The sequence below is a fragment of the Enterococcus sp. DIV2379 genome (genome assembly GCF_050542965.1).
GTDB classification, from domain to species: domain Bacteria; phylum Bacillota; class Bacilli; order Lactobacillales; family Enterococcaceae; genus Enterococcus_D; species Enterococcus_D entomosocium.
The window spans coordinates 2,403,008-2,416,642 of record NZ_CP172938.1; the positions used below are offsets into that span (position 1 = coordinate 2,403,008).

General features: G+C 43.9%; 12 protein-coding genes. 1 reads left to right on the forward strand and 11 read right to left on the reverse strand.

Going from position 1 to position 13,635, the window contains the following annotated elements:
- Nucleotides 1-31: 31 nt before the first annotated feature.
- The gene (locus tag IGI92_RS11060; protein WP_194188395.1) at nt 32-1,303 is read right to left on the reverse strand and encodes an extracellular solute-binding protein; all 1,272 of its coding nucleotides are present in this window, start codon (nt 1,301-1,303) and stop codon (nt 32-34) included.
- 255 nt (nt 1,304-1,558) lie between these two features.
- Here IGI92_RS11060 and IGI92_RS11065 point away from each other — a divergent pair, with 255 nt between their 5' ends.
- Nucleotides 1,559-2,557: a LacI family DNA-binding transcriptional regulator gene (locus tag IGI92_RS11065; protein ID WP_400449651.1), complete on the forward strand. Its 999-nt coding sequence runs from the start codon at nt 1,559-1,561 to the stop codon at nt 2,555-2,557.
- Nucleotides 2,558-2,639: 82 nt separating this feature from the next.
- Here IGI92_RS11065 and IGI92_RS11070 read toward each other — a convergent pair whose 3' ends face one another.
- From IGI92_RS11070 to IGI92_RS11115, 10 genes are all read right to left on the reverse strand, one after another.
- Complete coding sequence (locus IGI92_RS11070; protein WP_074535022.1) at nt 2,640-3,161, reverse strand: GNAT family N-acetyltransferase; 522 nt, start codon at nt 3,159-3,161, stop codon at nt 2,640-2,642.
- 17 nt (nt 3,162-3,178) lie between these two features.
- Nucleotides 3,179-3,940, reverse strand: a complete 762-nt coding sequence (locus IGI92_RS11075) for a YibE/F family protein (protein WP_016621571.1) — start codon at nt 3,938-3,940, stop codon at nt 3,179-3,181.
- A complete protein-coding gene (locus IGI92_RS11080) occupies nt 3,937-4,968 on the reverse strand; it encodes a YibE/F family protein (protein WP_430607041.1) in 1,032 nt (343 codons plus the stop codon). Before IGI92_RS11080 ends, IGI92_RS11075 begins: the two co-directional genes overlap by 4 nt.
- Before the next feature lie 168 nt (nt 4,969-5,136).
- On the reverse strand, nt 5,137-6,096 hold the full coding sequence (locus IGI92_RS11085; protein ID WP_086316390.1) for a D-2-hydroxyacid dehydrogenase: 960 nt from the start codon (nt 6,094-6,096) through the stop codon (nt 5,137-5,139).
- Nucleotides 6,093-7,424: an APC family permease gene (locus IGI92_RS11090; RefSeq protein ID WP_430607043.1), complete on the reverse strand. Its 1,332-nt coding sequence runs from the start codon at nt 7,422-7,424 to the stop codon at nt 6,093-6,095. Before IGI92_RS11090 ends, IGI92_RS11085 begins: the two co-directional genes overlap by 4 nt.
- 123 nt (nt 7,425-7,547) lie before the next feature.
- On the reverse strand, nt 7,548-8,768 hold the full coding sequence (locus tag IGI92_RS11095) for an MFS transporter (RefSeq protein ID WP_042890478.1): 1,221 nt from the start codon (nt 8,766-8,768) through the stop codon (nt 7,548-7,550).
- Between the two features lie 188 nt (nt 8,769-8,956).
- Nucleotides 8,957-9,556, reverse strand: a complete 600-nt coding sequence (locus tag IGI92_RS11100) for a YczE/YyaS/YitT family protein (RefSeq protein WP_005234774.1) — start codon at nt 9,554-9,556, stop codon at nt 8,957-8,959.
- Nucleotides 9,557-9,663: 107 nt separating this feature from the next.
- Entirely contained in the window at nt 9,664-11,148 is a 1,485-nt protein-coding gene (locus IGI92_RS11105; protein WP_086373171.1) for a response regulator transcription factor, read from the reverse strand.
- Nucleotides 11,141-12,889 (reverse strand): sensor histidine kinase, encoded by a 1,749-nt coding sequence (locus IGI92_RS11110; protein WP_430607046.1) that lies wholly within the window; start codon nt 12,887-12,889, stop codon nt 11,141-11,143. Before IGI92_RS11110 ends, IGI92_RS11105 begins: the two co-directional genes overlap by 8 nt.
- Complete coding sequence (locus IGI92_RS11115; protein ID WP_430607048.1) at nt 12,882-13,502, reverse strand: DUF624 domain-containing protein; 621 nt, start codon at nt 13,500-13,502, stop codon at nt 12,882-12,884. The genes IGI92_RS11110 and IGI92_RS11115 overlap by 8 nt, the downstream gene beginning before the upstream one ends.
- Between the last annotated feature and the right edge of the window lie 133 nt (nt 13,503-13,635).

A 13,635-nucleotide genomic window follows, 5' to 3' on the forward strand; every position in this document is an offset into this window, starting at 1 on the left:
CATCCGAAACGTTTGTCCTCGTAACGACTTTTTAGTTTTGAATTGCTGCAATGGCTGATTTGATCTGATCGACTGCCTGTGGTAGAGCTGTTTTCGGTTCAGCCTTTCCAGTAGCAATTGTCTGCAATGCGGCATCCATTGGTTCCCATACTGAATTCATTTCAGTGATCCCAGGCGTTAGTTCTGCGTATTGGGACTGAGCAGCAATGGCTGCAGCACTTTCGCTTTCTTGAACTGCTGGATCATCTGCCAATGAAGCAACCGCTGGTACTTCTTGCGTTTTTTCATAACGGACTTTTGAATTTTCCTCATTGCTGATGAATTTCACGAACGCTTCAGCTAATTCAGGGTTTTGGGAATAACTGCTTACGTTGTAGCTTTTGACACCGATAAAGGAGCCCATATGTTCACCATTGCCTAATAATGGCAATTCTTTCACACCATAGTCGATGCCCGCTTCTTTATAAGGAGACAAGTTCCATGGTCCCGAGACGACAGCTGCAGCTTTTCCTTCCGTAAATAAAGAGTCCAACACATTGATTCCTTGTTCACCGACCAATCCGGATGGAAAAACACCGGCATCATAAAACTGTTGGATATAGTCTGCCCCTTCGATCGCGCCTTCATTAGCTAATCCAATATCTTCAGGGTCATAGGATCCATCGGCTTTCTCGCCAAAAACATAACCACCATAACCGCTCAATACACCTTGTGCGTAATAAATTTGATCCCACAATGCCAGTAACCCATAACTGTCAGCACCTAAAACAGACTCGGAATACTCCAGCCACTCATCCGTTGTTTGTGGCAAGTCTTCTTCAGAAATTAGTTCTTTGTTATAATACAAAATTTGTGTTTCAACCGCTTTCGGTAAACCATAGACTTTGCCGTCAACGATTTGCGATTGCATTGCTGATTCCGTATACAGATCTTGTAGCGTTTGATCGACTGTTAATTCTTTCAACAACCCTTCGGTAACTGCTGTACCGATTTGATCACCAGGAATTGTGATGACATCCGCACCTGTACCAGCGGGTCCATCCAATCGTAAATCTTCAATCTGTCCACCATAGGCTTTTTCGACCACTTTGATCGTCACATCGTGTTCTTCTTCAAATTGTTTGACTGCCTCTTCAATCCCAGCTGATTTTGCTTGGTCTTCCCAGACCAATAGATCATAGTCATTATCGCTGCCACTATTTGCTGCAGTACTATCTGTCCCTTCACTTTGTGGACCGCAAGCACCTAATCCTAAAGCTGCTACACTTAAAAAAAGAACTCGAGACATTTTTTTCATCATCATTTCTCCACCTTTTCTTTATTTTGCAAACGCTATCTTCTTGTTTATAATAAATTATTTTACTTAATATGTAAATAGTTTTACTAAATTAATTTCTTAAAAGGAGTAAATAAACGGATAAAATCAAGGTTTATCACACAAATATTTTTTTCGAAATACCTCTATGTTATTAACTTCCACTATTCAGTAAATATATTTAGTAAATTCATTTACTTGGTAAAGTTGTTAGCGTATACTAGAAGAAAGAGGTGAAGAAGATTGGTTACAATAAAAAAAATTGCCGAGCAATCAGGCTTTTCACAAGCGACTGTTTCCCGATTATTGAAAGGCGACGAATCGTTGTCGATCGCAGCCGATACGCGTCAAAAAATTATTCATACCGCTTTATCACTAGGTTATGATCGCTCAAAAATAAAAACAACACTAGAAAAAATCGCCGTCCTTTTCTGGCTGACAGAACAAGAAGAGCTGCAAGATGTCTATTTTCGACAATTGCGTATCTCTTTAGAAAAATATGCGAAAATCAACAATTTGGAAATTCAACTAATCACCCATGAAGATGATGTTTTAGAAACACTGCAAGAAGTCGCCGGATTTATTGGGATTGGCTCTTTCACTGAGAATGAAACGCAGCAGTTCAAATCCGTTTGCCCCTATGGCGTCCTTTTGGAAATCAACCCCTGTCCAGAACTGTTCGATACGGTCAAACCTGATACTGATCGAATGACGCAACTGGCGATCGATCTATTTTTAACAAAAGGATACCGAAAGATCGGTTTTATTGGTGGTGCTTATCTAAATCCTGATACCCAACGTGCAGAAATGGATAGTCGCGAGGTCATCTTCCGTCAAACGTTGGCTCGTCGAGATGCGTTCGATGAGGCGTTCCTGTTTACTGGTGGCAATTTTTCCGTTGAAACCGGCTATCGTTTGGCGAAAAAAATGGTGGAATCCCTTGGTGACAATTTGCCAGAGGCGCTCTTTGTGGCTTCTGACACCGTCGCAGTTGGTGTGCTCCAAGCGTTAAATGAACGATCTATCATCATTCCTGATCGCTTGGAATTAATCAGTATCAATGACAATGAGATCGCAAAATTTGTGGCTCCCCCACTAACAACGTTTAACATCGATGTGGAGGAAATCGCCAAAACCGCGATCGATTTATTGGTGGATCAGATCGTTCATCCTCGAACAATCACCAAAACAGTCCTTTTAGGGGCTGAACTCATCGAACGAAAAAGCTTTACGCAAGCATAAAAAACGCCCCTAGAAAGTTAGAAAAAGCTAACTTCCTAGGGGCATTTCATTGTCTAAATCGAAAAAAGCATTCTTTCGTTTTTCACATCTCTTTCGCCACAGCATACACAAGATGCGGCATGTCCACTTGTCGATAGTGTTTAACAAAGCGATCCACCAGCTTCATTCCATTGCGCAATGCCACATTTATGGAGGCTTGATTGGTCTCACGAATGATCGAATAAACAATGGCGGCATTCAGCGTTGCAAACGCATAGTCTTTACAGGCCTGGGCGGCTTCTGTGGCAAACCCATGATGCCAGAAGTTCTTTTGAAACAAGTACCCAATTTCTAAAACGGCTTCTCCCTTGACGTCTTGCCATGTCAACCCGCATTGACCGATCGCTTGCCCGGATGCTTTCTCAATCACTAGCCACAAGCCAATGTGATCGTTTTGATAGTGTTGCAGCTGTTTGTCGATCCAACCAGTGACTTCTTGCTCACTGAAGGGTCCTTCATAGGCAATCATAACTTCTGGATCTTGCAAAATCTTTTCAATCGCTGGTCGATCGTCATGACTCATTTCTCGCAGCACTAATCGCTTAGTTTCAATTAGTGGTTCCATGGTGGTTGCGCTCCTTCCTATTCCATTCGGTTTCTTTTCAAAAAATACCAACTTGCTGCCCATGCGGTGATGGGTAAAATAATCACCGCTGCCAGCCCCGTGATCAAACAAACGATCAATTCTGAGACGAACGCCTTTGAATTGATCATTTCACCAAAGGAGATCGACAAATCTTGAAACCACGCAATCAACGCCAGATTACTTCCCATAAAGGCAAACAATAAGGTATTGATCGTCGAAGACAATACGTCTGATACCACTGTCATACTACTTTTACTTAATGCCTTGATTGAGACTTGCGGGTTTGCTTGAAAAAGTTCATAGGTTGCAGTGCTGATCGCCATACTCCCATCTGCCACCGCCCCCGAAAAACTCATCAAAATGATCACAGTCATCAATGTCTTAAAATCGATAGCTACATCAAAGGAATACATCGCCAACTCATCCAGTTCCTCTGCCGAAAACCCATGAAGATTCATTGCAGAGAGCACAAGAGGAAATAATAGTAGAAAAAGCCCTAGAAAGACCAACACACAGACAAAGGCAATTTTGGTTTTCTGATTGACGCCATTCACGAAAAACAAGGTGATCGCCGCCACGGCTAAAAAGGCAACACAAGCCGCTGGTATGATCGGTGCCCCTCGGTCAATCAGGACCAGAAGCGCTAGAAAGACAGCCACATTCATAAACAGACCAGTGACTTGAAACAGCCCTTCGATCCGAAAAACAGCGAAAGTCAGCAAGAGAAAAAGCAAGATCAACACAAACAAAACAGTCATTTTGCTTTCCTCCTATGCACTTCAAAACATAGAAGCGTCAACGGTACCGATAAAACCAACGCAAAGCCGCCGCATACTGTACGCACTATTTCTAAAGAAAGATGCATCGGCAATGCTTGCGAAAGCAGCCAGCCATTGGCTAGGTAAAACAATAGCGCTGGCATACTCCCACTTAAATAGGCAAACAACAAGACATTGATCATCGAAGAAGTCGTATCTTGCGCGATGGACCGACCGATCGCTAATCGTTCCTTGCGGCTCGTCTGGGGATTGATGCGTTGGATCTCATCTAAACTGGCAATCAGCATGACGATATTGTCCATGCTGGCACCAATCGCGCCAATCAGCAGACTCCCTAGATAGACACTGCGATACGGACGGGTCAGAAACGACATTTCTTCATAGCGCAACCCATGATCTTGCAAAAGATCCATGGCGAACCGACAGAGAAAAAACGCCAAGAGGACGCTGGCTAACGAGGCAATGATTTTGCGGCTGTCGATCGTACGAAAGCCATAGGAAATCCCCATCGTCAAAACCAACGAGACGATCGTAAAAACGATCATCAAAAAGACCAATGAAAAGGAGCTGTTGCCTTTGTGAAACCAAAGAAAAAGGAGCAGCAAGCCAGTATTCACAAAGATACTAAGCAAAGCCCGTAAGCCCTTTTTGCCACCAATTGCGACTACTGCCATCAGGAATAAGGCAAAGAAGAAAAAGAGATACCCATCCCGTTTTTGTGCTTGTACCTGCCAGCCATCCCCTTCTTTTTGCAAAAGCAGCTGTTGTCCGTTCTGATACAACGGATGAATCGCACCGTTGGGGGTGTATTGCGTAGTGACTGTCCGCAGTGCCCCAGCTTCTTCTCCGTTGCGAAGGATCCCTTGAATCTGCTGCTGGTCGGCGGTGACTTGAACCGTTTGTACTTCTATGATCGGCTGTGTATAAAAGCGACTGCTTTGGGTTTGGATCAGCCAGCTCAAGACCAGCAAGCTAACAAAGGCCGCTAGATAATAATACTTTTTCAAGACCGTCTCCTTTCTTTTTCAGCAAAAAAAGACTTAGACAAACCACCAGTCCTACGACCAATCACCTTGTGAGGCTGGCTGACTGGTCGAAATGGTTACTGTGTTGGCGAGACTAACTGCTTTGCTAGTCGCCTGCTTTGTCAAAGTCCTTTTAATTGCTCGTTTTGCTTACACGACATTTTGCGCTGTACCTGCTTTAAAGCCGCTTAAGTTCGCCACAGCGATCCCCATCAAACGACGTCGGGTTTCGACTGGCGCCCAAGCGATATGCGGCGTCAAATAGCAATTTGGTGCTTGCAACAAGGGATTGTCCGCTGCAATCGGTTCTTTCGAGACGACATCTGCCGCCAAGGCTGCGATCTGCCCGGTTTTCAGCGCTTCAGCAACTGCCGCTTCATCGATCAAGCCGCCACGGGCGGTATTGATCAGGATCGCAGAAGATTTCATTTGTGCCAATGCTGTGCGATCGATCATTTTTTCTGTCTCAGGAAACTGTGGAACATGAAGGCTAATGATATCTGCTTCTTGATACAGTTCCGCCAGCGAAACTTGTTTTGCCCAATCCGCTTGTGCTGGTTTTGGTCGATGATTAAAGTAGATTACTTTCAATTGAAACGCATGTGCGATCGTGGCAACTGCTTGAGCGATCGCACCATATCCAATCAGCCCAATCGTTTTGCCTGCCAATTCCATCAACGGTGTCTGCCAATAAGAAAAATCTTTGCTAGTTTGCCAGTCGCCCTGATGCACGGAACGATTATGGTGTCCCACTTGATTCGTCACTTCCAGCAGCAAAGCAAAGGTCGCTTGTGCCACTGCATTGGTACTGTAGCTAGGAATATTGGTCACGGTGATTCCTTGTTCTTTCGCTGCTGCCAAATCAACGACATTGTATCCAGTTGCTAATACCCCAATGTAGGTCAATTGCGGACATGCTTTGAGCACATCAGCGGTGATCGGCGTTTTATTTGTTAAAATCGCTTCGGCATCACCGATTCGCTCAATAATTTCTTGTTTATCTGTATATGAGGTACGATCATACACCGTCACCTCTCCTAATTCTTCAAACCCTTGCCAAGCCAAATCCCCTGGATTCAACGCATAGCCATCAAGTACAACGATCTTCATTCTTTCGCCCCTCTCGCTTTTCCTTTTGCTTTTCCATAAAAAACGGGAATTCCTAGTAACGTCACGCCGATTCCCACGACTGCTAACCACGTGTCAGTGATCAAGGTCATGATCAAGATAAAACAGCCGCCTAAAATCGCAACCAAGGGAATGATTGGATAGAAGGGAACTTTATACGGACGCTTCATCTGCGGTTCTGTTTTTCGCAAACGAAAAACTCCTACAAACAATAATACACTAAAGAACCACATAACAAAAACCAGCATATCGGTCAAAAGATCAAAGGTGCCTAAAAGCATCATGATACAAGCGATCCCTAATTGTAAAAAGGCCGCCGCATAGGGTGCATTGGTGGTTTTGCTTAGGGTCGCAAAGGTCTTACTGAGAGGAATCTCATCTTCCAACGCCATCGCATATGGGACCCGCAAGCCAGTCATTGTATAGCCGTTCAATGCGCCATAAACAGAGATCAAGATACCGATCGTGACCAGTTTTCCGCCAAAACTGCCGAACAAGGCCATCGCAGTTTCTGAGGCACTGTTCAAATTACCAGCGATTTGATCGATCGGCAATGTTTTTAAAAACGCAACATTGATCAACACGTACACCAAGGTGACAAAACTCAACCCAAAGATGATGGCTTTAGGCAAATCTTTTTCGGGTCGCTTCATTTCTCCAGCGACATTGCCGACCCCCATCCAGCCATCATAAGCAAAAAGGGTTGCTAAGAGGGCACTACTGATACCAGCTGCAAGGGAGCCTTGAGTATTGGAAGAAAAATCCACCAATGAGACCGATACTTGCCCTGGTGTCATCAGGCCAGCCACGATAATCACCGCAATCGGAATCAGCTTGACTGCTAAGGTGACGGACTGGACTTGAGCTGCAGCTTTTGTTCCCAAAAGATTAATCAAGGTCACACTCGTTCCGGTCAAAATCGATAAAGGAAGCAAATAATTGCTAGGTAGATGAAATAAGTTCAAACATTGTGTTGCGAAAATAATACTTAAAGCCGCCACGTTCGCTGGAAAGTAAATGATACTTTGTGCCCAGCCTAATAAAAAGGAGGGTAATTTCCCATAAATTCTTTCGATATATCGAATAGGTCCGCCGGTCTCAGGAATCGCCGTCGCTAACTCTGCCACGGTCAAGCCGCCGCAAATCGTTAGAAAGCCGGCAAGCAGCCAAACCAACAAGGTCAATCCAGTCGATTGGGTCTGCTGGACCACAGCCGCTGCTTTGAAAAACACGCCGGCGCCAATCACCGTTCCCATTACTGTCGATAATGCCCCAAAAAAACTGATTTCTTTTTTCAATTGACTTTTCACAACATCACTTCCTTTTTAAATGAATAAGTCAAAGTATAGCGGATAGAAACTATCTTGACTAGAGGAATTTCAGAAAACAAAAAGCAAATACCATGAAAAGACGGCATTTGCTCCAAAATTTTTTTATTCTTTTGTGGATTCTTGAAAAACCAGCAACGGAAGCTGTCGTTTTTTGTGCATTTGTTGAACCAAATAAATTCCTGCCAGCAAGATGATCGGGAAAATGATCGCACCTAAAATCCCAACCTGCAGCTGTTGTCCCGTCCATTCGACGATGCTACCGACGACAGCGGGTCCGATTGAACATCCTAGATCTCCCGCTAATGCCAAATAAGCAAATAGCGCCGTCCCGCCGTTGCGAATGTATTGCGCAGAAAGACTAAAGACCCCCGGCCACATGATCCCTACGGCAAAACCGCTTAAGCCGCAGCCAAGGAACCCGATCAATGGCAATGAAGCAAAGCCGATCATCATATACGCCAGTAGGCAAAGCAAAACACTCAAAAACATAAAGCGTTTCAAATCGATTCGTTCTCCAAATTTGCCGTAAAGCAAGCGGGAGATCCCCATCATCAAGGCAAAAACCATCGGTCCTGCCAAATCGCCTAGTGTCTTACTAACACCTAAGCCCTGTTCAGCAAAGGTCGATGCCCATTGGCTGACTGCTTGTTCGCTGGCTCCAGCACAGACCATCATCACCAGAAACAGCCAAAAGCTTTTCAAGGAAAAGAGCTGCCGAGTGGTCAACCCTCGTTCTCCTTCGGCAACGATTGGCGCCAACGGGACTTTGGTAAAGAAAAACAAATTGACCAACGGGATCAGCGCCCAGACGATCGCTAAAATCGGCCACTGTTGAATACCGAACACCATGAAGAACGCCGTTGAGAACAAAACGACCCCCACGTACCCCCAGCAATAAAACGAGTGCAGCATGCTCATCGTTTTTTCCTTATGTTCCGTTGGACAGGCTTCAACGATGGGACTGACTAAAACTTCCAGCAAGCCACCGCCAATGGCATACAACAAAACCGCTGCTAATAATCCACTAAACGGGGTCGGAAACCATAAGGGAAAAATGGCTAAACCAATCAAGCCGATCGCTGCAAAAAAATGCGCCGCTACGATCGAAATACGATAGCCGATACGGTCTACAAAAAAGATTGCTGCAAAATCGACGGCTAACTGAGTCAAAAAGTTAAAACTGACCAACAAAGTTATCTGGCTGATTGGTAGCTGGTATTGGCTTTGAAAGGTCAAAAATAATAAGGGGGCAAAATTATTGATCACGGCTTGAACGATGTACCCTACAAAGCAAGCCGCAATCGTCGAACGATAACTTTTCATTTTCACTTCTCCTTTGCTCGTCTTATCAGTATACCAAGTCCAATCAGTCGGGAACCATGGAGAAAACACTTTTTTTACCCAGAGAATCTTAAGGAAATCAGGATTCCTCTTTCTTCAGATGATTTCCTTAAATAGAAGCAGCAAAAAAGCTGCCCTCACAGACAGCTTTTTCCGACTTATTCTCAAGGCTAGGCGTTTTTCCTCCGGGCAGCGATGGTTTTCATGGTGGCTTCAAAGATTGGGCCAATAAAGACGATACACAAGAGAGTACCTAACCCCACACTGGCGCCTAACGCAAAACCGATCAAGACCATCGCAGCATCCAATCCGATACGGATCGTTTTTTGGGTCAATTTGCTTCGTTTGTAGATCAAGGCAGTCAAGGCTTCAAGTGCGGCCGACCCTTTGTTGGAAGAAACGTAAATGCCGGCGCCGATGCCAAATAAGATCGGTGCAGCGAAAATAGCAATCCATGGGTAGAAAGGCAAATGAATTGATACTTTGTCCATCACTGGTTCAAAGATCCCAATCAACAAGCCTAAGCCGATCCCGTTGATAAAACTGCCAATGCCTAATTCGGCACGATCAAAGACTGCAACGATCAACAAAACAACAATGTTAAAACACAAACTGGCTATCCAAAAAGGGACATCGATAAAATTCAAAATTCCTAACAAAAACGTACTGATCGTATCATATCCTTGATGGGCAGTGATCAATAAGGATATGGCTAACGCAATCAGCCCGGTACCTATCAAAACTTGTGCAAATTTTTTGGTTTCTTTCACAACATCACGCTCTCTTCTTTATTTTTCCTCTCTTAGTTTACCGTGAAAGCGTCACAATTACTATCATTTAATCACAAAAACCGGATTTTTTTTGAAGAAATCTAAATTCAATCAAGGGATTCATAATGCTGTTCATAGGTATCGCGAAACTCTTTGGGGGTCAAGCCATTTAACTTCTTAAACATCTTCGAAAAATAGTTGGTATTGTTGTAACCAATACGATCGCCGATCTCACTGATCGTGGCTTTCGAATGAAGCAGCAGCTGTTGGGCTTGCTTGATGCGCACCAGATTGACGTACTGATTAAAGCTCATTTCCGTTTCTTTCTTAAAAAGTTGCCCCAAATAAACAACGCTAACGTGCAGTTCTTCTGCCGCTGATTTGACCGTCAAATCATGGGTGTAGCCTTCTTCAATCAGCTGGATCGTCTTTTGAACGATCTCTGAATAACGTTTTTGCGGCGGCTGCGATTTGGCCAGCTCCAACACATCATCAAAAAGTTGCCGCAAATCTGCCAATGTATTGGACTCGCGAATCCGTGCCAAAATCTGCTCATGGTTTTCTTGGGAAAGCACCGGCAGTTGCCGATAAATATCATTGAACAACAAAAAAGAAACATAGCGAACATGTTCAGGGTCTGCTTGGGTTTGTTCCAAAATAGCGAACATTTTATCTAGCTCATGTTGGATCGTTTTAACATCCCCGATGGTCAGCGCTTTGTTAAAAGATAGAAACGGTAGTTCTTCGTTTCGCTCTAATATATCCACGTGGATCGTCTGTTCTTGTAAAAACAGATCTGGATAGAAGGCTTGCAGCGATTGAACTTGCTTGATTTTCTCATAGGCTTTATACAAATTCTCCCACTCGTTGATGGTTTCGCTCATGATCAACTGCCAGTCTTTACTATTAAGTTGCTGGGCTAATGCTTTTAAGACAGCGTTGATTTGTTGTCTTGGTCCGGCTGCGGTAATGATCACTTGGTTTTCATCTAATCGCCCTGGTAAGATCAATGGCTGATCGTGTTGCTGAAAAAACGTCGTGATTTTTTGTAAGATCTCGGCAGTCCCATTGAACTGCAAAACGGTAAAGGGTGCTGCTAGCGGCACCCTCTGCTGCGCCAGCAAATGGAGGTACTCGCTTTCGTTCAATTCATCATTCAACCAAAGCAGCAGGCTTGATTCTTGATAAAGTTCTTTTTCTGCCAACAGTTTTTGCTGCTCCTCTAACTCAGCTGCAATCGCTTGAACACTGCTACGCAGTTCTTCTTTGTTAACAGGTTTGACTAGATAATTACGCACACCTAACGCCATGCCTTGTTTGACAAAGGCAAACTCTTGATAACCAGATAGAATGATCGAAAAAAATCGATTCCCAAACGCTTGCGCTTGGCGGATCATATCGATGCCGTTCATTTCTGGCATCCGAATATCCGTGATCAGCAAATCAACGGAATGTTCTTGTAGATACTCTAGGGCCTCACTAGCACTTTTCGCTGTATGCACCACCTCAAAGCCCAGCTCTTGCCAAGGCAAGATCATTTGCAGCCCTTGCAAGATCATATATTCATCATCAACGAACATTGCTTTATACATCTGCCTCATGCCCCCTTTGCAAATTGTTTTCATCTAGACGGATCTTGACCGTAAACCCAGCGGCTGCTTGAGACGTAACGTCCATTTGATAAGCGCCATTGAACATGCCCCGCAACCGTTCGTGAACATTTTTGATCCCGATTGAGGTTTGGGCTCCGATCTCCTGATTTTGCAATTCTTCATGAATCATTCCTAACTGCTGCGGATCTGCGCCTTTGCCGTTGTCTTTGACTTCAATCACGATTTGACCGGCTTCTTTATAAGCTTTGATACTGATGGCGTTATCATTGCGCTGATAATCGATGCCGTGAACAAAATAGTTTTCGACAAGTGGCTGCAGTGTGAACTTCGGCAATTCCAACTGTTCTAATGCCGGATCGATGGTTACATGATAGGCGATCTTATCTGGGTAGCGCATCTGAAACAAGTAGACATATTTTTCACAAAAATCGATTTCTTCTTTTAAGGTCTTCGTCTTTTCTTGCGTCGTGTTGTTCCGTAATAGGGCCGAAAAAGCATAGACGACATCCGCCAGCTCTTCTTGGTTGCGGCTCAAGGCATACATTCGAATGTATTCTAATGTGTTATAGAGAAAATGCGGATTGATCTGGGCTTGCAGCGCCCGCATGTCGGCATCCCGTTGTTTGATCTCTAGCGTGTAAATATCTTTGATGTACTCGTTGATACTGTAGGTCATTTGATTGATGGCTTCTGCGATTTCTTTCAGCTCTTGTTGGACATTGGCGGTATCGATCCGTTTGTCAAAATTCCCTTGGCTGACTTCTTTCGTCGCATAGACGATCTGCTGTACTTGCGATGTATAGCGCTTAAAGGTGCGATGAAGCACCCATAGGACTAATAAGAGAATCCCGATCCCGAAACTAAAGATCCAGATGGCACTAGAAAAAATATCACGCCAGATCACTCTTTTTGACAACAAAACCAGGGACACTTCTCCGCTGACAGTGGTTTGTTTTTTGATATAAAAGTCTTTCGAAAGAGTGTCGTGAATGGTTCCGTGAGCAACCGCCTGATCAATTTTGGCTAAAGTTTCCTTGCTGAGGTTCGTGGCATCCTTGTACAGCCGCTGACCATTTGAGGTATACAAAAAACTGTTGATTCCATGAATTTGGTTGTCTTCTTGTCGATTGGCTAAAACATCGTCTGAACGAAAGATCACGTAGACTTGGCCTAAGGGCTGGGCATAATTACTTGGTTGGGCGATCGAACGAACAAAAAACAGACGATTTTTTAAATCAATCTGTTTGCCGCTGTGTTTTTCTCCGTAAGGTGTATCCGGCGTTGCCACTAGTGTCTCATTGCTTTCATCCAATTGAATGATGATCTCTTCGATACTAGGATGATTACGAATCAAACGATAGAGAATATTTGGTAAGTAAACACTTTGTCCCGTCTGGCGAAAAATATCATTACTATAGGAAAAATAATCTGGCAATGAAAGCTGCAAATAGTTGCGTAATGATTCAAAGGCGGTATCTGAACTAGTAAATTCGCCAAGTACCGTTGAAACAACGGTATTTTGGTCTTGTACATAAGCATCCAGCTGCATGCTTGTGCTCTCCACTAAACGTTCACTCGTAGTAAAACGATCCGCTCCGGTATAAGCGGTCAGGACCAGCATAATAATGATGGAGATGATCACCAAGAGCACACTGTACAGCTGCATCAACTGATTGATCAAAAAATCATGTTTGAACAAACGAAAACGCCACTTAGTCATGTGCCAAATCCCGATCAATGACGTTTTTTTCCTGGCTGATCGCCACATGGCACCATAAAATCAGTAAGCTGAAGGTTCCAAAGAGCAAGAGCCCTTTCATCATCCAAGTAAAAACTAGAATACTAGCGATCCCAACCAGTAATTTTAGAAAGGTCGCCATATGAAGAAACAGACACACAAAGGACAATTTCAGGTTATTCCACAAGGAAATCTCATAAGACGTGTCAAAAACCACACTTAACAGGTACAGTAAAACACTCAATCCACTGACAACAACTAAAACAAAAGAGATCATCAGCCAAATCAATCCTTGGATCTGGGTAGCTAAATACAAGTTATACACTAAGAACCCTGTCAGTAGGAAAAACAGATAAAACTGCTTGTTGGCCTTGACAAAGACGTTGCGCCAAATGCGCCATGCCCTACGAAAGCTTTGATTCTCATAGTTCAGTCCATCTTCGTGGATCAAAGCACTGATGATATGAAACGCTGGACCGATCCCTAAGATTCCACCACCGGCAAGCGTCAATACGACAAAAAACAAATTCAACTTCACGATCGCCCAAATCAAGCGAAAGCCCTTGACCAACCCGCTATTTGCTGTTTCTTCCATTTAAAATTCCTCCCTTATTTGTTCCCTACCGAAAATGTAGCATGATTCCAGCTTCCTACTCAAGCTACCTGAGAATCTTTTAATGCTATGTACGTTTTAGATGCAACATGCTTGCTGTTTGAACGTTAAAAAC

Excerpts from the sequence above, each read along its gene's own strand:
- IGI92_RS11060 (WP_194188395.1), bottom strand. The coding sequence starts at position 1,303 with ATGATGATGAAAAAAATGTCTCGAGTTCTTTTTTTAAGTGTAGCAGCT.
- IGI92_RS11070 (WP_074535022.1), bottom strand. The coding sequence starts at position 3,161 with ATGGAACCACTAATTGAAACTAAGCGATTAGTGCTGCGAGAAATGAGT.
- IGI92_RS11075 (WP_016621571.1), bottom strand. The coding sequence starts at position 3,940 with ATGACTGTTTTGTTTGTGTTGATCTTGCTTTTTCTCTTGCTGACTTTC.
- IGI92_RS11085 (WP_086316390.1), bottom strand. The coding sequence starts at position 6,096 with ATGAAGATCGTTGTACTTGATGGCTATGCGTTGAATCCAGGGGATTTG.
- IGI92_RS11095 (WP_042890478.1), bottom strand. The coding sequence starts at position 8,768 with ATGAAAAGTTATCGTTCGACGATTGCGGCTTGCTTTGTAGGGTACATC.
- IGI92_RS11105 (WP_086373171.1), bottom strand. The coding sequence starts at position 11,148 with ATGTATAAAGCAATGTTCGTTGATGATGAATATATGATCTTGCAAGGG.
- IGI92_RS11110 (WP_430607046.1), bottom strand. The coding sequence starts at position 12,889 with ATGACTAAGTGGCGTTTTCGTTTGTTCAAACATGATTTTTTGATCAAT.
- IGI92_RS11115 (WP_430607048.1), bottom strand. The coding sequence starts at position 13,502 with ATGGAAGAAACAGCAAATAGCGGGTTGGTCAAGGGCTTTCGCTTGATT.